Source organism: Ktedonosporobacter rubrisoli (assembly GCF_004208415.1).
Taxonomy (GTDB): Bacteria; Chloroflexota; Ktedonobacteria; order Ktedonobacterales; family Ktedonobacteraceae; genus Ktedonosporobacter; species Ktedonosporobacter rubrisoli.
This window is the reverse complement of the sequence record NZ_CP035758.1, coordinates 7068401-7093343: the sequence shown is the minus strand read 5'-3', so window position 1 is coordinate 7093343 and position 24943 is coordinate 7068401. Positions and strand designations below refer to the sequence as shown.

At 52.2% G+C, this 24943-nt stretch carries 21 protein-coding genes; 13 read left to right on the top strand and 8 right to left on the bottom strand.

What is annotated here, in order from left to right:
- The first annotated feature begins 25 nt into the window (after nucleotides 1-25).
- On the top strand, nucleotides 26-607 hold the full coding sequence (lepB, locus tag EPA93_RS30825) for a signal peptidase I (RefSeq protein ID WP_242527176.1): 582 nt from the start codon (nucleotides 26-28) through the stop codon (nucleotides 605-607).
- Between the two features lie 56 nt (nucleotides 608-663).
- Here lepB and accC read toward each other — a convergent pair whose 3' ends face one another.
- Complete coding sequence (accC, locus tag EPA93_RS30820) at nucleotides 664-2259, bottom strand: acetyl-CoA carboxylase biotin carboxylase subunit (RefSeq protein ID WP_129891202.1); 1596 nt, start codon at nucleotides 2257-2259, stop codon at nucleotides 664-666.
- A gap of 629 nt (nucleotides 2260-2888) precedes the next feature.
- Here accC and EPA93_RS30815 point away from each other — a divergent pair.
- Together EPA93_RS30815 and EPA93_RS30810 are read left to right on the top strand one after the other, a co-directional pair.
- A complete protein-coding gene (locus tag EPA93_RS30815) occupies nucleotides 2889-5078 on the top strand; it encodes a methyl-accepting chemotaxis protein (RefSeq protein WP_129891201.1) in 2190 nt (729 codons plus the stop codon).
- A gap of 282 nt (nucleotides 5079-5360) precedes the next feature.
- On the top strand, nucleotides 5361-5609 hold the full coding sequence (locus EPA93_RS30810; RefSeq protein WP_129891200.1) for a hypothetical protein: 249 nt from the start codon (nucleotides 5361-5363) through the stop codon (nucleotides 5607-5609).
- A 120-nt stretch (nucleotides 5610-5729) separates the two neighbouring features.
- Here EPA93_RS30810 and EPA93_RS30805 read toward each other — a convergent pair whose 3' ends face one another.
- From EPA93_RS30805 to EPA93_RS30790, 4 genes are all read right to left on the bottom strand, one after another.
- Complete coding sequence (locus EPA93_RS30805; RefSeq protein ID WP_129891199.1) at nucleotides 5730-6563, bottom strand: TrmH family RNA methyltransferase; 834 nt, start codon at nucleotides 6561-6563, stop codon at nucleotides 5730-5732.
- A gap of 106 nt (nucleotides 6564-6669) precedes the next feature.
- Nucleotides 6670-7029, bottom strand: a complete 360-nt coding sequence (gene rplT / locus EPA93_RS30800; RefSeq protein ID WP_129891198.1) for a 50S ribosomal protein L20 — start codon at nucleotides 7027-7029, stop codon at nucleotides 6670-6672.
- A gap of 31 nt (nucleotides 7030-7060) precedes the next feature.
- Nucleotides 7061-7264 carry a 50S ribosomal protein L35 gene (gene rpmI / locus EPA93_RS30795; RefSeq protein WP_129891197.1) on the bottom strand — a complete coding sequence of 68 codons (204 nt, stop codon included), beginning with the start codon at nucleotides 7262-7264 and terminating at the stop codon, nucleotides 7061-7063.
- Between the two features lie 419 nt (nucleotides 7265-7683).
- Entirely contained in the window at nucleotides 7684-9420 is a 1737-nt protein-coding gene (locus tag EPA93_RS30790) for an MptA/MptB family glycosyltransferase (protein ID WP_129891196.1), read from the bottom strand.
- Between the two features lie 585 nt (nucleotides 9421-10005).
- Here EPA93_RS30790 and rpsF point away from each other — a divergent pair.
- The 4 genes from rpsF (at nucleotide 10006) to EPA93_RS30770 (ending at nucleotide 13018) form a co-directional block, all read left to right on the top strand.
- Nucleotides 10006-10560, top strand: coding sequence for a 30S ribosomal protein S6 (rpsF, locus tag EPA93_RS30785; RefSeq protein ID WP_129891195.1), 555 nt, complete (start codon nucleotides 10006-10008; stop codon nucleotides 10558-10560).
- 84 nt (nucleotides 10561-10644) lie between these two features.
- Entirely contained in the window at nucleotides 10645-11043 is a 399-nt protein-coding gene (locus EPA93_RS30780) for a single-stranded DNA-binding protein (RefSeq protein ID WP_129891194.1), read from the top strand.
- Between the two features lie 19 nt (nucleotides 11044-11062).
- Complete coding sequence (rpsR, locus tag EPA93_RS30775) at nucleotides 11063-11368, top strand: 30S ribosomal protein S18 (protein ID WP_129891193.1); 306 nt, start codon at nucleotides 11063-11065, stop codon at nucleotides 11366-11368.
- A gap of 123 nt (nucleotides 11369-11491) precedes the next feature.
- Nucleotides 11492-13018: a peptidylprolyl isomerase gene (locus EPA93_RS30770; RefSeq protein WP_129891192.1), complete on the top strand. Its 1527-nt coding sequence runs from the start codon at nucleotides 11492-11494 to the stop codon at nucleotides 13016-13018.
- A gap of 65 nt (nucleotides 13019-13083) precedes the next feature.
- Here the strand turns inward: EPA93_RS30770 and EPA93_RS48630 are convergent, their stop codons facing one another.
- The gene (locus EPA93_RS48630) at nucleotides 13084-13257 is read right to left on the bottom strand and encodes a hypothetical protein (RefSeq protein ID WP_165423500.1); all 174 of its coding nucleotides are present in this window, start codon (nucleotides 13255-13257) and stop codon (nucleotides 13084-13086) included.
- A 45-nt stretch (nucleotides 13258-13302) separates the two neighbouring features.
- Between EPA93_RS48630 and hemW the strand changes: the two genes are divergently transcribed.
- A complete protein-coding gene (gene hemW, locus EPA93_RS30765; protein WP_129891191.1) occupies nucleotides 13303-14553 on the top strand; it encodes a radical SAM family heme chaperone HemW in 1251 nt (416 codons plus the stop codon).
- A gap of 11 nt (nucleotides 14554-14564) precedes the next feature.
- Nucleotides 14565-16385, top strand: coding sequence for a single-stranded-DNA-specific exonuclease RecJ (gene recJ, locus EPA93_RS30760; protein WP_165423499.1), 1821 nt, complete (start codon nucleotides 14565-14567; stop codon nucleotides 16383-16385).
- Between the two features lie 221 nt (nucleotides 16386-16606).
- Here the strand turns inward: recJ and EPA93_RS30755 are convergent, their stop codons facing one another.
- Together EPA93_RS30755 and EPA93_RS30750 are read right to left on the bottom strand one after the other, a co-directional pair.
- Nucleotides 16607-17860: a Glu/Leu/Phe/Val family dehydrogenase gene (locus EPA93_RS30755; RefSeq protein WP_129891189.1), complete on the bottom strand. Its 1254-nt coding sequence runs from the start codon at nucleotides 17858-17860 to the stop codon at nucleotides 16607-16609.
- Nucleotides 17861-18166: 306 nt separating this feature from the next.
- Nucleotides 18167-19852, bottom strand: a complete 1686-nt coding sequence (locus tag EPA93_RS30750; RefSeq protein WP_242527175.1) for a peptide ABC transporter substrate-binding protein — start codon at nucleotides 19850-19852, stop codon at nucleotides 18167-18169.
- Between the two features lie 514 nt (nucleotides 19853-20366).
- On the opposite strand from EPA93_RS30750, the gene rocF reads away from it, so the two are divergent.
- From rocF to EPA93_RS30730, 4 genes are all read left to right on the top strand, one after another.
- A complete protein-coding gene (gene rocF, locus EPA93_RS30745) occupies nucleotides 20367-21260 on the top strand; it encodes an arginase (RefSeq protein ID WP_129894704.1) in 894 nt (297 codons plus the stop codon).
- A 128-nt stretch (nucleotides 21261-21388) separates the two neighbouring features.
- Nucleotides 21389-22327, top strand: a complete 939-nt coding sequence (locus tag EPA93_RS30740; protein ID WP_129891188.1) for a branched-chain amino acid transaminase — start codon at nucleotides 21389-21391, stop codon at nucleotides 22325-22327.
- 596 nt (nucleotides 22328-22923) lie between these two features.
- A complete protein-coding gene (locus tag EPA93_RS30735) occupies nucleotides 22924-23844 on the top strand; it encodes an aminoglycoside phosphotransferase family protein (RefSeq protein ID WP_129891187.1) in 921 nt (306 codons plus the stop codon).
- 328 nt (nucleotides 23845-24172) lie between these two features.
- Nucleotides 24173-24895: a TetR/AcrR family transcriptional regulator gene (locus tag EPA93_RS30730; RefSeq protein ID WP_129891186.1), complete on the top strand. Its 723-nt coding sequence runs from the start codon at nucleotides 24173-24175 to the stop codon at nucleotides 24893-24895.
- Nucleotides 24896-24943: the final 48 nt, after the last annotated feature.

Genomic DNA, 24943 nt, shown 5'->3' with positions numbered 1-24943 from the left:
GCGAAACTCTATGGAGGAGCATAGCTTGGATCGCAGGAAGTCTCAGGCGCGAACATACCGCTTGGTCCGTCATTGCATCGAGCTTACCGTATTTCTACTGCTGATAGTTTTTGTCATGCGTATGGGTGTGCAAAACTTTCATATCGATGGACCAAGCATGGAGCCAACGCTCCACGATCAGGAATACATCCTTGTCAATAAAGCAGCGTACCTTTTGCAGCAGCCTGCCCGCGGAGATATTATTGTCTTTGAGTATCCCCTCAATCCTCAACAGTATTTTATCAAGCGCATCATTGCCATCCCTGGCGATGTCGTAAGCGTAATCGGCACCACAGTAATTGTCAACGGCGTGACCCTGCACGAGCCCTATATCAACCCTGATGATCCCTATAATCCCTACCAATCATTTAAGCAACGTATCATTGAGCCCGACGAATACTTTGTGCTTGGCGATAATCGGGCCAACAGCTCTGATTCGCGGGCCTGGGGCTATGTTCCGTTCCAGAATATTATTGGTAAGGTGATGATGGTTTACTGGCCCATCGGAGCTAACAATCTCGGTGCGCTCCCCGATGTGAGCAAAGTTTTTGCCCATGTGCACCAGTAAACCAGCGCTTTCTTCTATCAGGCGTCAAGCCGACGTCTGCTTGCCGCGGGGAGTTGTTACCAGATTCTCAAGGCCTCTTTGCGCCCGGCAGCGCGCCAGCGGCTCACCTCTTCATGTCCGTTGGAACTGAGCTGTCTGTGCTGCTTCTCTTCTTCCATCTGCGTGTGCGTTAGTATGCTGCCTACGATAGCTGCCACTTGCTCCACGCTCAGCTCCTCTTTGGCATGATTGTCAAGATCTGTTGGCGCTTCAGAGGGCTCGCCAGGCAGAAGGGCCCTGGCAGATCCATCCCATTCCTCGGCAATGAAATCTGTAGACATATCAGCCGCCGCGAAGCGTGGGTGCTCCATGAGCCAGCGCGCGAAGGGCAAGGTTGTGCGCACACCAACAATATGATACTCGTCCAGGGCGCGACGCATGCGGGCGATTGCCTGAGCCCGATCTTTGCCCCAGACAATCAGTTTTGATAGAAGGGGATCGTAAAAGAGCGGTACCTGTAAGCCTGGATACAGGCTACTATCGACGCGGATGCCCGGGCCAGAAGGCTCCTGCAATGCTTGCACAGTTCCCGTTGCTGGCAAGAAACGGTTAGCCGGGTCCTCAGCCGAGATACGGCATTCGATGGCCGAGCCGCGTAATTGCACATCATCCTGACTGAAGGACAGCGGTAAGCCGGCGGCTACGCGGAACTGCTCCTGAACTAGATCAAAGCCGGTGCACCATTCGGTCACCGGGTGCTCTACCTGGATGCGCGCATTGACTTCAAGAAAATAGAAATTGCCCTCGGGACCCAGCAGGAATTCAGCAGTCCCGGCATTGACATAATTAATGGAGCGAATCAAATTGACTGCCGCTGTCGTCATGCGGGCGCGCAATTCCGGGTCCACGACTGGCGAGGGCGATTCCTCGATCAGCTTCTGATGGCGACGCTGGATGCTGCATTCGCGCTCGCCAAGATGCACAACGTTCCCGTGGGTATCAGCGATGAATTGCACCTCGATATGCCTGGCGGGTGCAATCGCCTTCTCAAGATAGACGCGTCCATCGCCGAAGGCGCTCCTGGCCTCGCTGCGAGCCGTACGTAAAGATGGGAGCAAATCTTCGGGATTACGCACAAAGCGAATGCCCTTGCCGCCTCCGCCGGCCGCAGCCTTAAGCAGAATCGGATAGCCCAGGCCTTCAGCAATCTCGTGAGCCTGCGCATCATCCTCGACATCAGTCATCGCGCCAGGCACGATCGGAACCCCGGCAGCTTTGGCGGTACGTCGCGCCGCTGTCTTCTCGCCCATAGCCAGTTGTGCTTCGGCCGGCGGTCCCACGAAGATAAGCCCGGCTTCCTTGCAGGCCTCCACGAAAGTAGCGTTCTCAGCGAGAAAACCATAGCCGGGATGCACGGCCTGAGCGCCTGAGCGCCTGGCTACCTCAATGAGCTTGGGAATGTTCAGGTAGCTTTGGGCTGCCACGGCCGGGCCAATATGATAGGCTTCATCTGCCATGCGGACATGCAGCGCGTGGCGGTCAACGTCGCTATAGACTGCCACACTGCTCAAACCGAGTTCTCGACAGGCCCGAATGATGCGAATCGCAATCTCTCCGCGATTGGCAATGAGTACCTTGCGAAATGGCCAGTTAACTACAGAGGAACTATTCATCGCCAGAAGATGGCTCCTTTGTTACTTCTTTACATACAGCGTTGTTTCAGCCGGCGCATCATCAACGGCACGCCGGATAAAGCGAGCTTTTGTTCAAAATAAATATTATCTATCAGCCAAAAGTATAGCACGCCATGCTATAAAACACTAGCCTCAGCATTCCCACACAGGGTTATTTAATTTTCCTGTTTTGCCCCACCCACCCGCCCGAGAAGAAGGGAAAATGGGGCACGGCCCATGCCCCGGCAGAGGACTGGCTGTCCTCTGCTACCTGTCCCCCGGACAGGGATACCTCTCTCCCAGAGAGGGTGCCCTCTCCAGTGGAGAGGTATCTCCTGCTTCTCTAAAAACTAAATAGCCCTAATTCCCACAAGCAAGCTGCCTATGCAGCGAAAATCCTCCCACTTGCTAAGCGCCAGAACTTATTTACTGGTAGTTAACAGATGCAAGTGCATATCCCACTAGGAAAAAAAGGCCCCTCTTGCTCCTGGGTGTTTCAATTTATAGAATAGTGCGGTAAACTGTTGTGTGGTCACTTTTAGCTTTTGGCAACGTATTTTTTTCACCAGTGCAATTGTTACGTCTCGTGATTATACCTAAAAAGGCCGTTGAGGAAGGACGAAGCAGGTATGTTCAAGTTCGTTACCAATATCCCTATATTTCGCCGTCTTTTCTACGCATTCTTGCTGGCGGCTGTTATCCCGGGCATCATTATTTCCATCCTGGGAAGTATTTTTATCAGTCAGCAGACCGCCCGCGGTCAATCACAGCAGCAGACTATAGAAGCTTTGACGACCGCAACCAATGCTAGTATTTATCTCCCCCGTATTGATGGGCAAGTCAACGGCGCTTTCCAATTTCTCTACAGCTCTAACGATGCGAATATGCGCGATAGTGCTCAGAAATTGATTGATAAGGCCGCTGACTACGAGAAGAAATTTGATGGAGCCCTGCAGCAATACCAGAAAAACTACATGTTAGAGACCTCCCCCAACATGAGCCAGGTGCGAACTACGATACAATCGGACGACTCACATACAAGCCTACCTCAAGAACAACAAGATACCGTCTTACAGGTGCAGACAAAGCTGTGGCCTGCTTACAAAAAAGCACTGGACCTGGTGATAAATCAGCTTGATTCGCGCCAACCCATGCCTGTGGTCCAGCGAAGTCTGAATGACGCTAACAAGCTCTATACACCATTGGAGCAGTCGTGGGGCAGCGTTGTTGCCGTCTCGGAGAAGATTAGCGACCAGGTGGCAACTGTTGGCTCGTCCCAGACAAACATCCTCTTCCTGGCGACAGTGATTGCCTTCCTCAGCACGATCATGGCGGTTATCGCGATAGGATACGTGGTTAACCTGACGATTACGCGTCCTCTGCGTCACCTGGCCACTCTGACCAAGCGTATAGCCAAAGGTGAAACGGCGGCCAGAGCTCAGCTTATGGGGCGTGACGAGATCTATATGGTTGCTACCTCGATGAACAACATGTTGGATAATATCGTCCGCCTTATTCAAGAGACGCAATCGCAGCGTGACTCACTACAGGGTCAGGTAGAAAAGCTGGTGAGCGAGGTGAGTGGCGTTGGTGAAGGTGATCTGCGCATACAGGCTGAAGTGACTGCCGATGCCCTGGGTGTGCTGGCAGACTCCTTCAACTATATGGTGGAAGAGCTGGGAAGCCTGGTTGTGCGCGTTAAGATGGTGGCAAGCGAAGTGGAAAAATCTACTACCTCCATTCTTGATCGTATGACCCAGCTGGTAGAAAATGCTGATGGCCAGATTAACCAGATGACCGAAGCCGCCATTGAAGTGGAGCGCATGTCATCTTCAAGCCGACAGGTTGCTGAACGCTCCCAGGTCCTCTACGATGTAGCGCGTATTGCTCGTCAGGATGCCCAGGTTGGACGTGAAGCTGTGCAGCAGGCAATTGAAGGAATGGGGCGCACTAATGAGAACGTGCAAGCCACGGCGAGCAAAGTACAAAACCTTGGTGAGCGCTCCCGCGAGATTAACGAGGTTGTGGAAGTTATCTCCAGTATTGCCCACCAGACGAATCGCCTGGCCCTGGACGCCGCTATTCAGGCGGCAATGGCCGGCGAGAACGGTAAAGGATTCGGCGCCGTTGCTGCCGATATTCGCCGCCTGGCCGAAAGAGCTAAGGATCAGGCCAGCTTGATTACGCGTATCGTTCGTAGCGTTCGTGACGATATTGGCGCTGTGGCTGTTTCCATGCAAGACACGGAACGTGAGACGTCTACTGGAGCCAAGTTGACCCAAGAAGCTGGTGTCGCCCTGGAATCTATCTTTGCCGCCGTTGAGCACCAGGCCCATGAAATTGAGAGCATTAACCAGATGGCTGTGCAGCAGCTGCAATCTTCTAGCGCGGTTGTGCAGATCATGCATGGCGTCTCCGAATCGACGCAACAAAGTAGTGCCAGCACTCGTGAGGCCTCGCAAAACATGGAACGCCTGGCTCGTTTGGTCGAGCAGTTGCGCGCTTCGGTGGAAGCCTTCAAGCTGCGCGAGGATCAGGGCTACTATGCACCCAATGCCAATCTCAATATGAGCATTGAAGAAGATATGTCTAATCCGTTGACTGTGAGCGGCGTCTTTCGTACGGTGAGCGCAACGGCTCAGCCAACACAACTTTCTGGGGTTGGGGCTCCTTCGAATGGAAAGCAAGGCACAACCGAAGAGGTATTCCCTTTCCATCCGGGAACGCCGCTACCCCCCAGCCAGCAGTTGCCTATGGGCCGCGAATGGTTTGGCGCTGAGCAGAATGGGCCGAACGGCAATAGTGGCGTAAACTGGTAGGCCCGGCTCACGCCTTCTGACAGGAACTCTGGCTTTAAAGCCTGGAGCCCTCAAACGAGGCGCAAAGAACTAAATTGAGCAGGAGAGATGGCAAGACTATCTCTTCTGCTTTGTTGTTCTGGCTGCATATATAACCTTTTGCTTATGCTTAGCATCCATAAGACCTATCTATTTTCGTAGACTTTCCGCAAATTTCCCTGTTAGACTTATCTCATGCCCTTGGAATAGCAACAGATAGCCCCAGAAGTGTACTTTTTCTGGTGATAGTGCTGGAGGCTTTATATGCGCATTGATAAAATAACAGCGAGTATTTTGCAAAAAGAAAAAGAAATTGCCGTACAACAAGCTATGGACATTATTGCACAGAGTCAGAGCGGCGCCCGGAAAGGAGCTTTAGTACGCTGGACCTGGATCTGCGAAGTCTGTGGTATGGTGCACCTTGGCACGGCCCCCAAGAACTGTGAGTGCTGTGGCTCAAGCGAGATCACTGCGCGGCAAGATCTACGCTCAGAACTAGGTAATTACTGGTAAATTTAACTTTAATATTTTATTGTTTATTACTCAGGCTTCCCTTGTGTGGACCCTTCAGGTTTGCCAGGGAATATATGCAAGGCGCCAGGAGACAGGCACGTAATACTAACGCTTTTATAGCTAGCGCGCGTGGACCTGGCGCACCGCCTCATAAAGAATGATCCCCGTTGCCATAGCCGCATTTAACGATTCCACGCCATTATATATGGGTATAGAAATGAGCTGCGAGGCCAGCGCTCGCGCCATCTCAGAGGGGCCATGAGCTTCATTGCCAATGATCAGGGCAAAGGGTTGCGTAAGATCCTGCTTATAATAAAGCTCATTGCTGTTGGCTTCCGCCAGAAACACGCGTTGCTGAGCATGCCTGGCAACCCTCCCGGCGATCTCTTCCCACGAAAGCTCGGCCTCGATAGGCAAGGCGATATGCGCCCCTGCCGCAGCACGCACAACCTTCGGACTTAAATGATCGACGCAGTGGGGAGTAAGCAGAACACTATCCACGTCTGCAGCCAGGGCCGTGCGCAGAATCGTGCCCATGTTTCCTGGGTCGGCGAGCTCGTCAAGAATGAGCAGAGCCGGACGCTTGCCTGGAGAGCGCCGCGCCCGTATCCGTGCAGGCTGGAAAATAGCCAGTGGTAGCACGCTAACCAGTCCTTGCGAGGTCTGCACCTCACCAATTGCCTCTATGACGCGCTCATTTACTTCGATTAACTGCTCAGGAGAAAGGGCCGGTGCTTGGAGCAAACGCTTGAGTAGAGCCAGGCCCTGCGTGCTGCGCTGCAAAATTTCTGGCTGATAATAGACCTCGTGGGGGAAGAGGTCGGCATCAAGTAAGGCCTGTAGAAGATGAGGGCCTTCCATCAAAAAGAAGCCTGCCTTTTTACGTCCGCGCGCCGTATGCAGGCTTTTCAGTTTGCTGATACGGGGATTTGAAGGACTGCTGATCAGCACCATAATTTAAAGCAATATCAGTAATCTTTACTTGCTTGCCCTGCTTGCAAGGAAGCTCGTAGACATAATTTGACAGGGCCGTAGCCCTGCCAAACTGTGAGATAAAAGTTTATTTTGCGACGGCTGCCAGAGCCTCTTTGACCAGAGCGCTAAAGGCTGCCTCGTCGTTGACCGCCATCTCGGCGAGGATCTTGCGATCCACCTCGATATTGGCCTCATGGATGGCATGCATCAAAACGCTATAGCTCACACCATGCATGCGTGCCGCAGCGTTGATACGGGTAATCCACAGACGGCGCATATCGCGTTTGCGGTTGCGGCGATCGCGATACATGTACGCCATTGAGCGCATGACCGACTCATGCGCGGGACGGAAGAGCCGCTTGCGCGTACCACGGTGGCCCTCCGCCATCTGTAAAAGTTTCTTATGCTTCTTGTGAGCGGGTACTCCGCGTTTTACTCTTGGCATAGCTCTTTTCTATCCTCTCATTCTCAGTCTACTAAAATGCGTAGGGGAGCAGACGTTTCATGCGACGAGTATCGGCGCTGCTCAGTTGATAGCGCTTATCTGCCGAACGAACCAGATGCGACGACTTATGGCGGCGTAGGTGGCTGATCGCCACTTTGCGGCGCAAGAACTTGCCAGATGCGGTTATTTTAACCCGCTTTGCCGTTGCCTTGTGTGTTTTTAGTTTCTGCTTCATAACTCTTTCTCTCTACTCTAATACCAGAGACCGCTTTTAGAGGTCCTGTGCTCAGGATCATGCCACAAGCGGCTGCGGTAGAATACCGCTATACATACAAATATTCCAGGGCACACTACAGCGCCTGTTCACTGTTTTGCTCAGCTGATATGGCGTTTATACTGTGTCAAGGTCTGCTTATTTGCATGCAAGGTAGTATAACGGGGCGACCCATCTTTCTTTACAGCGCAAATCTAACTGTTGGAGTGCAAAGGAGCACAGATGCAACAGGAGAGGCAGTGTAAGTGGTGATTGAAAACCCTTCAATCTGACAATAGCTCAATCAAAGGCGCAGAGAAGCCTTTTTCAGGAGCATACCCCGTTTGCGCCAAGATTATAACATACTTTCTGTCCGGCACGCAACAGCTAACGTAAACTTGCTATGCGCGCCGGGCTTCATGGGACAAGCGCCACAGCGCAGCGAAGAAGAGTAGCCAGCCCCAGAGGAGAAACGCCCAGGCAATCGTAGCCAGGCCCTGCCCTACCCAGGTTGGTTGCCAGAGCCAACAATAATAGCCTATGAGCGCTCCTAGCATCAATAGTACAGCGAGTAGCTGGGTGTCCCGGTTGGCGCAGGCGAGAGCCAGGGCCAGAGGAAGAATAATATACCACGGCCAGTAAACGGGATACAATAGCAAAAGTAATAGAAATATCCAGCAAGAGCTGAGCAAGACAAGGCGCTCAGAATCGGCAAGCCAGAGCCCCAGCAATAACGTACACCCCACAGCGATTGCGCTAAGAATTACCCAGTGCGCCGGCGAAAGTAACCAGAGCACGTAGGGAGGCAATTTAAGCGGTACGTTGAGCAGCGCGGCCGCCAGCGAATTTACCGCATTAGTTGGCAAGAGGACCTGGAGGATACTGCTTTGCAACCCGGCCAGACCCCATCCCTGCCAATAAGGAGCATAAGCCAGCGCCGTTACCACTAAGCAGATCAATAGAACACCTAACCAGCTAAAGAGCTGCTGCAGCCCAGAACGTGTGCCTATCTCTTGCTGGGCCAGGCGTAGAAATAGGGGCAGGAGCAGGAGACACACAATATTGATGAGGGCAGCTAAAAGCACAAAGACAATACTGAGGAGCGGCGAGCGGCGCTGATAAAAGAGAACTGACAGCAAAATAAAAAGGATAACGATGATTTCTTGATGAGCCTGCGTGATACCCAGCAAGAGCACAAGCGGGTTCCAGGCGTAGAGTAGCGTTGCCGAGATGCGCTTTGTAGGGCGCAATCTTCCCAGAATAATCCAGAGCAGCACAGTATTTGCCAGGTGCCCAAGCAAAACCATAAGCCGAAAGCCGAGCAGCATGCCGACAAGATTGCCGTGCGTAAATAGTGTTACCAGGATACTGAGATCAATCCAGACAGGCCCATAGAACACGGCAGTATTTGTAGAGCCAGCTTCCTGGCGTAACGCCACGGCAAATACATCTTGTGGGAACGTAGAGGGCGAGACTATATAAGGATTGACATGATACATCTGCACCATGTGTCCGTAAAGCCCATAGCGCAGCATATCTTGAAGCATTGCTCCCTGGCCTGGTGGGGCCCAGAGCATCGTCAGCGCAAACACAAAAGTTAGCACTAGAAGAGCCCAGAAGAAGACTGAAGGGCTTGGCGAAGATTGAGATTGGAGTCGATCCGCCACTTCCCGGCCGAGGCGTACCGCCAGCAAGAGCAAGATACAGGCAAGAGCCAGTACCAGCAAGAGGAGATTGGCATTGCCGGTCGTATGGGCGGGATCTAGCCAGGGTAGAGCGCGCAAAAGGCCAGGGAGCGAGGGAAATGCTGTTGTCCAGTACAGGCGGGGCAGCCAGGGTAAGAGGCCGGGCAACGCAGTCTGGATCGGGCTATTGACCTTGCTTAGATTAGCCAGCAAGGGATAGAGGGCCAGATAGACAAATTCTAGTAAGATCCCCAGCAAGCCTAACTGTAACACGGCCCCCCAGCCCAATGGTCTCTGCCGCCTGGATACTTGGAACGGCGGAACAGGATAATGCGACGAGCTAGCAGAGAGAGAAAGCGTAGGAGATGTTCCATTGGAAAGCTCTGGCTGTACTTTCCGAGAGCGGCGCGAGCGCATTGAGCTTCCTGCTCGATCTATGGGACGCTTCTGCATGTGTACACCATCGTCAGATGTTTTATTTGCATGTATCTATGCTATAGACCCTAGTATGACGTATACATTGATACCTGTCAACGGAGAAATAGACAGGGCTGATAAGATTGAGGGATGGGCAGCATTTCGGGCTTTGCGGCGCGAGCAGGCGGCAGAGATAAGTTATCTCCCGCCTTGCCGCAGAGGACTTACCAATCGCCAGCGCCGTAGTTTTCGACTTTTCCGCTTTTCCATATTTTCACTGTATTAGAAGAATAGATAGTTGAAAGGTAGTACACCCGGCTCTATTGTCAGACATAGCGAATAATGCTATAATAACGTCGCGTTGACAGCTTCCTATTGCAAACTATCAGTATCAGCCATGCTCCAACATTTCTATAGAGAGAATGAGGAGCTTGTCCTGTGCGCAAGTGGAAGTGGGCACGTTTCCACAATTTTGTGGAGGATTGGTGAGGCCGCTGAAATTTCTGCGGCATCTGTTATACAGCATCAGCATTTTTGTTGGTGCTCCACCTGCCCTGGCAGTTAAGCATACCTGGCAACAGGGAACTGACCAGTGCATAACCAGAGGAAGGAGGTGGCTTCGTGACGAGAGATTATGAACTGGCGTTCATTCTCAACCCCGAAGTCAGCGAAGAAGGGACACGTGCAGTATTAGAGCGTGTCGAACAGATCGTCGCTAATTATGGCGGTCAGATTGTGAAAGTTAACCAGTGGGGACGCCGCCGTCTGGCCTACCCCATTGAGCGCCATCGCGACGGATTCTACATATTCATCGATATGATTCTGACTCCTGAGACTGTAATTGAGCTCGAACGAATGCTCAAAGTGTCCGAGGTAGTTCTCCGGCATATGGTCAAGAAGCGTGATGCTAAGGCTGTTCAGAAGGAGCGCGAGGCACACGCAGCCGCGGCTGCAGCCGCCGAAGAGAAAGCCGCTGCCGAGGCGCGGGAGCAAGCTGCTGCCGAAGCACAGGAGCAAGTTTCTGCCCCTGCTGAGGCTACAGAAGAGGTTCCCGCTGAAGCCAGCGCTGAAAGCGCAACCGAAGCTGCACCGGAGACCGAAACAGAGGCGCCAAGTGCGTCTAGCTCGGAGACGGAGAATGTTCCATCCGCAGTTGAGCAGTCTGTCGAAGCTTAGTTATAAGAATAACTGGGAATGTTCGTTGAATCTCTCATTCATGAGCCGGGGGAGACAGGTTATCGCGTCGAAAGGACTTGAGTCATGAACAAAATTATGTTGATTGGGAACCTGGGAAGAGACCCCGAGATGAGCTATACGCCGACCGGGGTGGCGGTTACGAAGTTCAGCCTCGCCGTGAACCGTATCAGCAAATCTCCCTCCGGCGAACGCCAGGAAGAGACCGATTGGTTCAATATCGTGACCTGGCGCCAGCTCGCCGAGACATGTAATACCTATCTGCACAAAGGGCAGAAGGTCTACATCGAGGGGCGCTTGACCCAACGCAAGTATACCGATAAAGAAGGTAATCAGCGTACCGCGGTTGAGGTTATTGCCAATGATATGGAGATGCTTACGCCCAAGAATCAGAGCGGCTCATCCGGCTTTATTGGCGAGGATGAGGGCGATGCCCTTGGAGAGCTAGACGATCATCCCTTCTAAATGTTGAAGGAGTAAATCTGTGCAAAAACGTACTGAGTCTCCTGCTGGCGGTGCTTCGGGACCCCGGCGGGAGCGACGCGAGGGGCGTGGTGATCGCTCTTCCCGCCGTAAAATTTGTCAGTTCTGCCATGATCATGTGCGCGAAATTGACTACAAAGATGCCAGCCGCTTTATGAAGCGCTACATCTCGGATCGTGGAAAGATTGAACCTCGTCGTAAGACTGGCACATGCGCGAAGCACCAGCGCGGCTTGAGCACTGCTATTAAACAGGCTCGCTATATGGCTCTGCTCCCCTATACAGCAGAACATATGCGCGGCATGTAAGGGAGCTCTTATCCCGGCGCTGCCGAGAGACAAGAGGGCAAGACTGTTCTCTTGTCTCGCTTTTCGGTGCTACGGTTCCTCCCTGCGGCTGTGCCAGGGGTTTTCCATAATTGGAGGCGACTGATGAAAAGTCAGACAGCGCGTCGGCCCGACACAACGCGATCTTCGCGCTCTGCTAAAAACAAGAAATACGTTAGACAGACGGCGCACGTCGAGGCTCGTCGTGATGGCAAACCGCTTATTTTTGGTTGGGGAGGCCACCTTTCTCACAGCGAAAAAACACGCCTGCAGCGCCGCGCTATCTGGTTTGTGACTGCTATCATTGGGTTAATCATCGTACTTATTATCGTCGGTTATTGGGTCAACCTCAATGTGATCGTTCCAAGTCTCCCGATCACTGCCGTTAATGGCCAATCAGTTCCACAATCAGACTACCGCAAGTTGCTAGCTGTTAACACTCAATATGCGTCTAACCATCTCAATGGACCCAATGGACTTATTGCCCTGCGCGATCAGCTTAAAAGCCAGGTTGATGCACAACAGAAAATCATCGATGACGCGAAAAAGCAGATAGATGATCTCAACGGCAAGATCAAGGCCTTGCCGGCCGATGCCAAGACCCAGCGTGCAGATCTGGAAAATCAGCTTGACGCCGCGAAAAAACAGCAAAGCGATGCTCAAGCCAGCCATGATCAGTTGATGGCCAAATATCAAGATATGGTCCAGAACACTATCCCCAATGCGCAGACGCTGTTTACTCAATCTCAGTTGGGCAATGATAGCTCGCAGTGGCTGCAGGATGATATCTTTATCCGAAACTGGCTTGACAAGCAAAATAGCTCTATTCGTACCCAGATCGAGCCCACATCGGCGGCGATAGAACGCGAGCTGAGCAGCTTTAAGGCAAATATGCCGAAAATCACTAACTATAGCAAATTCCTTAGCGAGGATAACGTGTCAGATGCCGATGTCCACGCTATGATCGCGCTAAAGCTGCGTCGCCAGGATATGCAAAACTATCTGGCTGCCCAGACCACTTCACCCACGTACCAGGTGCTGGCTCGGGCGATAACTGCCAGTACAATGAGCGATGCCAACAAGATTCTCGATCAGCTGAAACACGGCGCGGATTTTGGGAAGCTGGCTAAGGATAAATCTGTTGATACGAATACAAATAGTAAGGGTGGCGATCTAGGCTGGATGGCTCGCGGCCAGTATACGATTACGCTGGCAGCCAAGCAGAGCGCCGTGGTCGATAACTGGATCTTCGATCGCGCTCGTACGCTGAACGAGCTGAGCCCGGTTCTTACCGAAAATGGAGCCTATCATATCGTCCAGATTATGAATATCGATCCCTCGCACGTCGTGGATGCCGCGAATTTACAGCAGCTGAAAGGTAATGCGTTGCTGATCTGGCTCAAAGAGCAGGCCGCACAACCTGGCGTAACAATTACGCCTGTTGATCAGAATAAGATGCTCGACCCTTCGAATATCCCACCTGGCTTACCAGCGGGTGCTCCCTCCCAGGGAGGCGCTGGCGCTCCCGGTGGAGCTCCTGGTGGTCTGCCCGGCGGTTTACCAGGTGGCATACCAGGCGGCATGCCCGGTGGCCTGCCTGGTGGAGCTCCTGGTGGCATACCAGGGCAGTAATGTAGTGCAATTCGTTGAGTGCAAGTTGCAGTCAGGCCTGCTAAGACGTGAAGATGTAGGCGAACTTACAGGCCTGCGCTGCTTGCCTGGCCCTCGATCTGGCTGAGCAGCCACAAAGATATTGCCGCGACTTGTATTTCTTCGTGCAGCCCTTTTAGCGTGGGAAATATTGCGTTCGTCTTGTACAGCAATGTTTTCTGACCGCTGGGCTGCAGTGCATTAATCTTATCCCGGCCCATATATGGTTTGAGAGTTCCTGCCGAAATAAGCCAGGACGAAAAACTATGAAGAATACAGGAGACAAAACTATCAGTATAGCAGGCACACAACTTTCACCACAGACTCTTTTGCAGCCTACCGAATCGATTCAGCAGCTTTTAGAAACTGCGGCCCTTTATCTGCATATTCCCTTCTGCCATACGCGTTGCTATTATTGCGATTTCAATACTTATGCTGGCATCCTGCCGTTGCGCGAGGCTTATGTGCGCGCCTTACTCACTGAGATCGAGCTGGCCGGCCAGATGGCTCGCACGACTGCAGGGGAGAAACGCCGCTCGCGCAGCATTTTCTTCGGCGGTGGTACGCCGAGCTTGCTCAGCGTGGCACAGATCTCACGTCTGCTCAACGCTTGCTTTAGCTCCTTTGCAGTTGATAAGGACGCCGAAATTACCCTTGAAGCGAATCCTGGCACTTTGACTCAGGAGCAACTGTTTGGCCTGCGTGAGGCTGGCATCAATCGCTTGAGCATGGGGGCGCAGAGCTTCAGCGCGTCCTTGCTACAAAAGCTGGGACGCATTCACTCGCCAGAAGAGATTGTACAGGCAGTTAGTTATGCCCGTGCAGCCGGCTTCACATCGATAAATATCGATCTTATGTTTGGCTTGCCGGATCAAACGATGCAGGACTGGCGCGAGACGCTCGAACGAGCCCTGGAGCTGGGCCTTGCTCATTTTTCGCTCTATTCGCTGATTATTGAGGAAGGCACGCCTTTCTATAGCTGGACGCAGAGCGGAAAGATCAAACCTGGCGATGAGGACTTGTGCGCCGATATGTATGAATATGCAGACGAGCTCTTGCAAAAGGCTGGGTATATCAACTATGAGATCTCAAACTGGTCTCTACCGGGCCAGCATAGTCGCCATAATCTGACCTACTGGCAGAATCTTCCCTATATCGGTATGGGGGCAGGCGCATATTCTAGCTTTGCCGGTAAACGCTTCTCAAATGAGCTCTCGCCGCATGAGTATATTAAGATGCTGAAAGCGCGCAGGTTGCCCGCTGTGGAGAGCGAGGATATCGCCCCCGAGCAGGCTATGGCCGAAACTGCTTTTCTGGCGCTGCGTACGGCTGCAGGGCTACACTTACCAACTTTTGAGCAGCGCTTTGCCAAAACATTCGCTCAGTTTGTAGGGGATCGTCTCCGCATGGTAGAGGAGGCGGGCCTATTAGAGCACGAGGATGGCTGGTTGCGCTTGAGCAAACGCGGGCGACTTTTAGGCAACGAAGTATTCATGCGCCTGCTGCCTGACGAGTAAAGGAAATGAACGTGGAATCACAACCTCGCCTTTCGTCATCATGGGAGGTATATGAACAGCTCAGCCGAGAGCAATTTGAAGCAGTAGAAAGTGCAGGAATCACCAAATTCCATGCCCAGTTGCTTTACAATCGCGGCCTTCACACTGTTGAAGAAATGAAGTCATTTATTGAGGCCGCATATGAGACGAGCCCTGATCCGTTACTGCTTGTTGATATGGAGCGGGCGGTGGCACGCATTCAGCAGGCGCTAGAGCGGCGGGAACATATTACTATCTATGGAGATTACGATGCTGATGGCGTCACTTCTTCGGCCCTCCTTTTTCGCGCCCTGAGAACATTGCAGCAGCCGGGGGCAAGTCTGGATTTTCATATTCCCCACCGTTTGCGCGATGGCTGCGGCCTCAATATTGCTGCGCTCGATCAATTAAAGGCGCGTGGCACACAGCTGATCATCACTACCGATTGCGCCAGCTCTGATGTCGAGCAGGCTGCATATGCCCGCGAGCTAGGCCTTGATATCATTGTGACCGATCACCATCATACACCCGCTAAGTTGCCTGACGTCTATGCCATGGTCAATCCCTGGCGCCCAGATTGCGCATACGGTGAGCGTTATCTTTGTGGGGTAGGAATAGCTTTTAAACTGACACAGGCCCTCTATCGGGCGTATAAACGCGATAGAGAGGATGAGAAAGAGCTATTGGATCTTGTGGCGATTGGCACAGTCGCTGATATCGCTCCTCTCCTCGGAGAGAATCATACCCTGGTGCGCCTGGGTATGCAACGTTTGAACGATACGCATAAACCTGGCCTGCAAGCTCTGATACGTAGTGCGAATTTGCAGCCTGGCAGGATTCGCGAGCGCGACATTGCCTTTAGCCTGGCTCCGCGTATTAATGCGGCCGGGCGTATGAAGGAGGCAAGCATTGCCTTCCGGTTGTTAACTACCGACGATGAAGCTGAGGCGCTGGCCCTTGCCGAGGAACTGGAACAGCTCAATATTGCGCGCCAGCAGGAAACCGAAGAATTGATGCGCAATGTGCGCGATCAGGCACGAAGCCAGCCCGGCAAAGCTGTCATTCTGGTTAGCGGCGACGACTGGCACGAGGGAATTATCGGCCTGGTGGCCGGCAAGTTGGCCGAAGAACTGCACAAACCAGTTCTGGTCCTCAGCAATGATAAAACCACGAGTTTGAGCCGAGGCTCGGCTCGTAGCCAGAAAGGCTTTAATATCATTGAGGCGCTCAATGACTTTGCCAGTCAGCTAGAACGCTTTGGCGGTCATGCGCAGGCAGCCGGCTTCACGATTCGCAGCGAGCTCATTGAAGAGCTGCACACCCATTTGCTGGCCTGGAGCGAGAATGGCGGCGCGGCAGTTCCTGCCTTGATTCCTGGCACCAATCTCCCCGATCAGACCGGGCTGGTCACCGAGCAGGAGAATACAGAAATTCAGCCAGCGCTGGTTCTCAAAAAGGTTGACCTGGTATTTAGCAGGCTGGAACGGCTCTCTTATGAGCTTTATAAAATGATGCGTCAGCTCGGGCCCTTTGGATCTGGTAATCCTGAACCAACCTTCAAGATGGAAAATCTGCGGTTGCTTGAAACGTGGACCAGCGGGATCAATAAGCAAAACTTGCGCTTGCGGCTTGGCGATCCTCGGGGAGGGGAACGGCGGTTGGGGACCTTGTTGCGCGGTGCTCCCAGGCAACAGGAGTTGGTTGGTGTGACGCATGTCAATATTATCTTTCGGGTAGAGTCCTCGGAGAACGACGCCAGGCCAGAGATCTGGCTAAAAATCCTGGACCTTGAACCGGTCGAGAAGGTACCATAGAGGCTGCAAGAAACGTAGGTAGCTGCATCCTGAAGAACTAGCAAGATACAGCTACCTGCGTTTTTTCAGTATCCTTCGGCCTGCTATCAAATCCATTGAAATGATGATTATTTGGGGACACCCCATGCTCCGCCAGGAGAGACCTCTGGACCCCCTTTTAAGCACTTTTCAACCTGATTTGATATAAATTAAGCCGGCAGGGTGTTCATGCATCCATGTGCTTACGGATAGACGCCACGAATCTCTGTCGCTTCGGCTACACGCGCTACGGCCAGTAGATATGCTCCCAGGCGCAGATTAACATGCTGCTCCTCGGATTTTCTGCGCACCGCCTGATAAGAACGCTGCATAATATTTTCAAGGCGCTCGTTGATCTCTCCTTCTGCCCAGAAGAAGCGCTGTAGATCTTGCACCCATTCAAAATAGCTGACGGTAACGCCGCCCGCGTTGGCTAGAATGTCGGGGACCACGGTAATGCCGCGATCGTTTAGGATGTGATCAGCTTCTAGCGTCGTGGGACCATTGGCCGCTTCAATAACCAGGCGAGCCTTAATGCGTGTCGCGTTGAGCTTGGTGAGCTGGTTTTCCAGAGCTGCAGGAACCAGCACATCGCAGGGTAATTCCAGGAGCTCTGAATTGGTCACCGTTTCTGTGCCCGGTAGCCCAAGCAAGCTGCCGTGCTCGCGCGAGTAGCGCAGTGCGGTATAGACATCGATACCCTTTGGATTGTAGACACCGCCCGAGATATCGCTTAAACCCACTACTTTGCAGCCTAGCTCTTTGATTAGGCGCGCGGCAATGCTGCCAACGTTGCCAAAGCCCTGGATCACAGCCTTGCAATCCTCGGGTATCATCCCTAGATCGCGCAAGGCTGCGCGGGTAACAACCTGGACGCCGCGGGCCGTAGCCTCCAGACGCCCCTCGCTCCCACCAACAGCTAGAGGTTTGCCAGTAATAACAGCGGGAATAGAATAGCCTCGATGCATAGAATAGGTATCCATAATCCAGCCCATTACCTGCGGATTAGTATTCATATCAGGGGCTGGGATATCGCTATCAGGACCGATAAGAATAGAAATTTCAGTTGCATAGCGACGCGTCATGCGCTCAAGTTCGGCACGAGACATTTTATGAGGATCGCAAATCACTCCGCCTTTTGCCCCACCAAAAGGGATGCCCACGACTGCGCATTTCCAGGTCATCCACATAGCTAAAGCCCGTACCTCATCAAGAGAAACCTGAGGGCTGAAGCGTATACCACCTTTGGCGGGACCACGGTTGATATTATGCTGGACCCTATAGCCGGTGAACATCTCTACGTCGCCGTTATCCATACGTACAGGAAAGTTAACTGTTAGTTCACGTTTGGGTTTACGCAAAATGGCGCGCATCGCTTGCGAAAGCCCAAGACGCTCCGCCGCGTCATCAAATTGAGCAACCGCCACATCATATGGATTGATAATATCAATAGCCACTATAGAACCTCCTTGGCGCTGGCCTACCACAGGCCACCGTGCTGCATTGCAACAGAAGCATCGTTGCTTCGAATGCTTAACGTATCCACGTTTTGCTCCAGCTTGCTTGTCAAATCGCAAGTTTTCCAATAGGAAAAGCCCACCCGAAGATGGGCGGGCCAGGCCTGCTCACAGTATAGCACTTGAGCAGGGTAACTACAAGAGATTATGTGTGACGAGCCATATACTACATTCCCATATTTCAGGTGCATCAGAATAACCTGACCGCGCGTAGTAAGCGGTAGGAAGGCCCTCCTTCTCTTGTCTCTAACGCTGTAAAAGATACACTTCGGACCAATCGCCGAAGTAAAGCCCATTGCCATTAAGGGTTACTCCATGGACCCATGTCGGGATAACGGCAGCAATCGCCTGGTGGTCAATGGGCAGCCAGCCCACATCCGAAATTGCTATCTGTTCCGCCTGATTATATAGGGCGAGACGGGCATCGCCTGTCTCCTTTTCGGCCTGCGCAATCAACTTGTCAAAATCTTGATTGTGCCACTCGCCATTATTATTAGGCGCCGTAGAAGATAGGTTCAGGGCCAGCCAATCGAAGGGGTCGGGGAAATCCGCGCCCCATTGCGTGAAACCAAATTGTACCTGGTGCTTAAGCGTCTCGTCGTTGTAGGCTGTTAGCTCTACCGAGCGCATCTTCACCTGAATACCTAGCGCGCTTTGCCACATTTGCTGCAACGCGCTTGCCTCGTCGGGCGAGACCTGAGAGCTGGGATAAGAGAAAGTGATTGTTGGTACTTTTGTAACATCCGGATAGACCGAGAGCAGAAGCGCCTTGGCTTTGGATGGGTTATAGGGCAGCCCTGCGTAATTTGGCTGATAGCCTGGCATACCGGGCGGAATAATGGTAGGTGCCGGCATGACGGTATCCTTGAAAATAGAGTGTACGAGAGTATTTCTATCGGTCGCGTAGGCAAAAGCCTGGCGCATCGCTGTATTGTTAAACGGCGGCTTAGTATTATCGAAAAATAGCAGATCTGTTTGCAGAAGCGGTTTGCGTATAAAGCCAGGCATACTTTTTGCCGCAGGTTGATCGCTAGCATCAAGGTTCCAGACAAAATCGTATTGTCCGGCGCGATAAGCCTTAAACGCTGTGGACTTATCATTGACAAAAGTCATATTAATCTCTGTCAGCTTCGACTTTGCCCCATAGTAGTGAGGATTAGGTACCAGGACCATCTTGACGTTATGATCCCAATCCTTGATCATCCAGGGTCCTGTGCCTATCGCGGCCCCTGCAGCATGCTGCGTCCAATTCTTAGTTCCATATTGCTCGATGACTTGCTGATTTAAGGGAAAGAAGATAGGATTAGCCAGCTCTTCCAGAAAGTATGGCGTGGGTTTGATCAAGGAGACCTGAAGCGTGTGATCGTCAAGGGCCTTGACTCCGGCCAGCGTCCTGGCCTTGCCGCTACTGACATCATTGGCGCCTGCAATGGCCCCTTCAAAGAAGTTCGCCACAGGTGAATTGGTGGCCGGCAGGAGCGCGCGCGTCCAGGTATAAATATAGGTTTGGGCTGTAACGTGCGTACCGTCTGAGAAAGAAATATCGGGCTTCAGCGTAAAGGTGTAAGTCTTACCATCCGGCGAAATTTGCCAGGTGGCTTGATCGGGTACGATATTGAGATTGATATCGGATCTAACCAGGCCGCTAAAGAGCATATTGACTGCCAGCAATGAATTGGCATCGGGACCCTGAGCCGGGTCGAGGAAGCCTATATCGGTGGTACCGACGTTAGGGAAGGTGAGCACCTGCTTGCTGGCCGGGGTAGACTTGCTACTGCTGCTTGCAGTATTGTTGCCCGCCGTTGCTGTATTAGAGCCGCTGCAGCCGGCGAGTAAAAGCAATGTAATAGAAATAAGAGATATGACGGGGAAATATGGGCGTGGTAAGCAACGACGCAATTGCATTGGGAGTGCCTCGCTTTCTATTGCCATATCCAATGCAGTATTCTTAACGCAGAGCAATCTTTACACGGATCATCGATAAACATTCGTCATGCCTTCGCTCTAGAGTCCCCCACCCTTATTACCGGGATCGGTGACTGAATTGTCAGCGTTACTTCCACTCCAATGTTCAGTATATCTGACAATCATGCAAAGTTCAATCTCGTTCGCCCTCGGCTGAGAATATCCGCAGCTTTCCTTGATCTTGGGAAAGAATAAAATATTTACTCCCTGCTATGTAACTACGCTCCTTTGCTTCTAAAGGTCACAAAGATGTAATACTTATCTGGGACAGTATATCGGGCTAAAGCAACGTACCAGTGCAGGATTGTTTGGGTTTGGTTCTCGGGCAGGTTTTCTCGCCCTTTGGCCGGCCCAGGCGGCCAGAAGAGGTTATTGCTGCCCTAAAATTACAACTAAGCCGGTGGACAAACAGATAGTAACAATACTATAATGAAAGGAAGAAATCACGTTGTTCAAAGACGAACAAGAGGTTTATCATACTATGCGTATTCGTGTAATAGGCGTGCCGATGGACCTGGGCGCAGATCGACGAGGAGTCGATATAGGGCCAAGCGCTATTCGTTATGCCGGCCTGAGCGAACACCTGCGCCGCCTCGGCTATACTGTGAATGATATTGGAAATGTCCACGTTCCGCAGCCCGAAAGTCGCCCCGTAGGTAATACTCAACTTAAGTATCTTGAGCCGATTGTTCAGGTATCGGAAGAGCTTGCGCAGCTCGTCACCGAGGCCCTGCAGGCCAATGAATTTCCTCTCATCCTGGGGGGAGATCATAGTATTGCCCTTGGTTCGATTAGTGGAGTTGCCCGTGTACACCAGCCCCTGGGTGTGATTTGGGTTGATGCGCACACCGACTTTAATACAGGAGAGACAACCCCTTCTGGTAATATTCATGGCATGATCCTGGCTGCTCTGGCGGGCCTTGGCGATGGTCGTCTTGTTGAGGTTGGTGGATGGTCCCCGAAACTAAATACCAGCGATATTGTCATCGTCGGCGCGCGTGACATCGATCCTGGCGAGCAAAACTTGCTGCGCAATAATCATATTCATGTCTTTACTATGTCGGATATCGATGAGCGCGGTATTTCCGAAATAATGCATCAGGCAGTGGCTATTGCCGGACGAGACAATCACCCTGTTCACCTTAGCCTTGACCTGGATGCTCTCGATCCTCGCGAAGCTCCAGGCGTGGGTACAGCAGTGCGCGGCGGATTGAGCTATCGGGAAGCCCACCTGGTCATGGAAATGGTCGCGTCCACTCATCAACTTGTTTCTATGGATGTCGTTGAGGTTAATGCTATCCTGGATCGCGAGAATGCAACTGCCCGGCTCGCTGTTGAACTCGTTCTTTCAGCACTTGGCAAAAAGATTTTGTGAGCATAGACAGTGCGGTCTGTCTGCCTGTTTCTCGTGTTAACCTCGTACGTCTGTTAGAGCATAGCACCAGAAGATCAAGAGAAGGAGGAAAAGGTAAGGGGCAACGGTGCCGCTTATCATCACAAAAGATGACGAATGCACAAGAAATTTTTATGAACGGCGAGTTCATACCTTCTGAGCGTGGGGTTATCTCTGTTCGTACGCATGGGTTTGCCTATGGTACAGGATGCTTTGAGGGCATTCGCGGCTACTGGAACGAAGAGGATCAGCAGGTCTATCTGTTCCGTCTGCGCGAGCATTACGAGCGTCTGCTTCGCTCGTGTAAGATCCTGCAGATTGATCTTCCCTATACGCTTGAGCAGTTGGTTGAGATCAGTGCTGAGCTGGTGCGCCGCAATAATCAGCGCGAGGATGTTTACTTGCGCCCCGTGGCTTACAAGGGTAGCCAGGTTATTGGGGTCCGCTTGCACGATCTCCAGGATGATTTTATCCTGACGTCGGAGCCAATGGGCAATTATGTCGAGATCTCCGGACTGCGCTGTGGCGTCTCTTCCTGGCGGCGTATCGACGATAATGCTATTCCTGCCCGAGCCAAGGTCTGTGGCGCCTATGTCAATTCGGCCTTTGCCAAGAGCGAGGCTGCCCAGAACGGCTTTGACGAAGCAATTATGCTCACTAACGAGGGCCATGTCTCCGAAGGCAGTGCAGAAAATATCTTCCTGCTCATTAATGGTGAACTGGTTACGCCGGCTCCCAGCGAGAATATCTTGCTAGGTATCACGCGCGATACGATTATGAAGCTAGCTCAGCGTGAACTGGGATATGTAACCCGCGAGCGACAGATTGACCGCACCGAGCTGTATACGGCTGACGAGATTTTCCTCTGTGGTACTGGTGCGCAGATCGCCCCTGTGGTAAGCGTTGATCATCGCCCGGTTGGTGATGGCAAAGTAGGCCAGCTCGGCAAAAAATTGCAGGAGCTCTATTTTGACGTCGTACGCGGCAAGCACGCAGACTACAAAGACTGGTGCACTCCTGTCTATGCAGAAGTAACTCAGCATTCCTAATTTCTTAAACAAAATAGCTCACAAAACTGGACAGGCCTGCTGGTTAGAGCAGGCCTGTTGTTTTAACTGAAGAAAGAGAAAGGACCTTTGACCGAATGCCAGGCAAGTATTAGAAGCGCATGCATCTCGGGGAGAAAGCTTTTAGCCGTGCCTCGCCATCCATCGTAATAATGAGATGCATGCTTCTCTTCCCAGCATAGCGCGCCTTTCAAATTATCGATGTCTATGTGTTCACCTGCGCATGTTCTCGTCACTGGGTAGCGGGCCCGCTTTGACATGCTCTCTTTGTATACGCTATCATAGAGCAAGAGGCGCTGAACTGCCTCGTGATGATTGAATAGCTTGCCAGGAGATTGCTATGTCTATGCATTATTGACGCTGAAACGTTGCCTCACCGTGCTGGTACTTAAGTGCCGCTGCTCCCATACAATATTGCCTTGCCCATAGATCCATAGCTTTTGCCTGGATACTCTTTTCTTCATGTCCTCTTATCTACTCTGCCCGCTCTCCACCCACTTGATAAGCATTTTCCCTAATGATCTGAAGGCAAAACAAATCTTGAGAAATTACGACAAGTAGATGGAGACAGATTATATATGTTTGATATCCCCACGGAATTTGCGCAAAGAATGATCGTCTTGCTTGGGGAGCAAGGGCCCCTCTGGCTCAAGCGTCTGCCCGCTATTCTGACGGAATGTGAGCGACGCTGGGAACTTAGCATCGAGCCGCCGTTTGCGCTGTCATATAATTATGTGGCTCCGGCCAGGCGCAGAGATGGAACGCCGGTGATTGTGAAAGTCTGCACACCAGAGGGCGAATTCAGGCAGCAGGAAGAGGCACTGGAGCTCATTAACGGTCAGGGTTGCGCGCGGTTGCTCGCCTATGATCAGGAAATGGAAACCATGCTTCTGGAAAGGCTCGTTCCTGGCACTTTGCTGAGTTCTCTGGAAAATGATGAGCTGGAGACCTCAATTGCCGCCTCTGTGATGCGACAGATCTGGCGACCAATCTCAGGTCCGCACAATTTTCCTACAGTCCAGGATTGGGGAAAGGGTTTCGTGCGGCTTCGCAAGCGTTTCTCTGGTGGAAGCGGTCCCTTCGAGCCAGCTTTATTGAGCAGGGCCGAAACGCTCTTTCGCGAGTTAAGCGCCTCGATGGCAGAACCCGCTCTGCTGCATGGCGACTTGCATCACGAAAATATTCTGGCGGCCACACGCCAGCCCTGGCTAGCCATTGACCCAAAAGGTCTCGTCGGTGAGCCGGCCTACGAAACGGGAGCGCAGTTGCGCAATAAGTTGGCGCGCGTATTTACCTCTGGGCGTCCCGGGCGAAGCATGGCGCGCCGCGTTGACCAGTTAGCCGCTGAACTGGGCATGGAGCGGGAACGCATACGCGATTGGGGCATAGCGCAAGCCGTCCTCTCCGCGTGGTGGGGCATAGAAGACTTTGGCGAGCTGCACGAAGGGGATAGAGAAGCGCTAGCCTGCGCCGAACTGCTGGCGAACATGCGCATCTAATCACAAAGGCTTAGAGTAGCAAATAGCCCTGTCAGAGCAAGTTTCTGGCAGGGCAAGTGTGTTTGCGCACACTTGTCGCTGCTGGGACGCCTGCAGGCTCCGACTTTCCTAGCAGTGGTCTGTCAAGGTTCGCGTGACGTCGCAGGTGGGGCACCGGTCGATCTCTGCTTGACAAAACATTAGAAAGGGAAGAGCAGAAGATATTGCAGGTGTAGATCCAAGGTGAACAAACAGGCGGGTAGCCCTTGACATGCCTGCGAAGTTAGTTTACTATATTCACTATAGTTACGCAGGGTAACTGAATCGATACGGAACAATACAAGGAAAGATGATGGAAACATCGAGACGTGAGCGCTTGCGGGCTGCTGTTAGTTTGGAGATCAAGCAAGTCGCTCATCAACAGATTACAGCGCAAGGAATTAGCGCACTAACCTTGCGTTCCATTGCTAAACAGATGGGCTTTACTCCACAGGCTATCTATCGCTATTTTGAGAATCGCGATGCCCTGATCAGCGAACTCATCATCGATGCCTATAACGATTTTGCCCAAAGCATCCAGAAAGCAAGCGCTGAAGTGCCAGCAGATGCCTATGGGGAACGCCTCCTCTCGATGCTCCTGGCCTATCGTCAGTGGGCCATTGCGCATCCTGTGGATTTCGCCTTGATCTTTGGGGCTGCTATTCCAGAGCAGCATGTTGTGCAACGGATCACTCAAGAGGCTTCCTTACAGGTTCCAGCGTTACTCGGATCTGTGCTCTTTGCTGCCTGGCGACAAGGCTTCCTACAGCCATTGCCTGAGTATCAGCCGATTCCGGCCGAGATAGAGGCCCTATTAGAGGATAGCCGTATAGCCTTGCAGAGCGCTATGGATCTGAGCGATCTACCGGTGGAACTGCTGCATACAATGTTTCTCATTTGGAGCCGTTTACATGGCCTGATCATGCTAGAGATCGGCGAGCGTTTCCAGATCATCAAGGAGCCAGAGGCTTTGTATCGTTTTGAAGTTCTCAGCATCCTTAAAGCGATGGGCGTGTCAATTACGAAGCGCTAGCGATCTCCTCAAAGCCAAAGACATCACCATATAAAGAGAAAGGAATCA